General features: G+C 45.8%; 2 rRNA genes. Both read right to left on the bottom strand.

What is annotated here, in order from left to right:
- Positions 1–209: ribosomal RNA gene (locus L5M38_RS24315) — 23S ribosomal RNA — on the bottom strand; the annotation flags it as partial.
- Positions 210–571: 362 nt separating this feature from the next.
- Positions 572–796: ribosomal RNA gene (locus L5M38_RS24310) — 16S ribosomal RNA — on the bottom strand; the annotation flags it as partial.

The raw sequence follows: 796 nt of genomic DNA, 5'->3' as shown, positions 1-796 counted from the left end.
AGGGTACTTAGATGTTTCAGTTCCCCTCGTTCGCCTCGCAACACTATGTATTCATGTTGCGATAACAGCTTATGCTGCTGGGTTCCCCCATTCGGACATCGTTAGCTCAAATGCTTGTTACTAGCTCGCCAACGCTTTTCGCAAGTTACTACGTCCTTCATCGCCTCTGACTGCCAAGGCATCCACCGTATACGCTTAGTCGCTTAACCATACAACCCAAATGAGTTTCACTCACCTGCGCCGCATTGCGACCAGCTTGGTTTTACTTGTCTCACTTCTGACCAAAGAAGTGGACGCGCCTTAGACGTAAACTATTCARYAAAGAATAATTTACTWTTGAATATTCAAGACACTTAATAAAGTGTTTGAGAACTCATGTTCAATGCTTTCGCATTAAACGTTTTGTAATTAATCACATGACAGACTCATGCAATTAAATACTATCAGCTTTCCAAATTGTTAAAGAACAACATCTACCTGCAAGAGGGATGTTTCGCTCTGACTTCTCGTGAGAGAAGCTAAACAAGCAATCTGTGTGAACACTCARCAAACATTAAGTTAGTCGTATAGGTAAGGAGGTGATCCAGCCCCAGGTTCCCCTAGGGCTACCTTGTTACGACTTCACCCCAGTCATGAACCACAAAGTGGTGAGCGCCCCCCCGAAGGTTAAGCTACCCACTTCTTTTGCAGCCCACTCCCATGGTGTGACGGGCGGTGTGTACAAGGCCCGGGAACGTATTCACCGTGGCATTCTGATCCACGATTACTAGCGATTCCGACTTCATGGAGTCGAGTT

This window comes from Shewanella sp. SM101 (genome assembly GCF_025654465.1).
Taxonomy (GTDB): domain Bacteria; phylum Pseudomonadota; class Gammaproteobacteria; order Enterobacterales; family Shewanellaceae; genus Shewanella; species Shewanella oncorhynchi.
The sequence above is the reverse complement of the archived record's forward strand: the minus strand, read 5'-3'. Positions and strand labels throughout refer to the sequence as shown.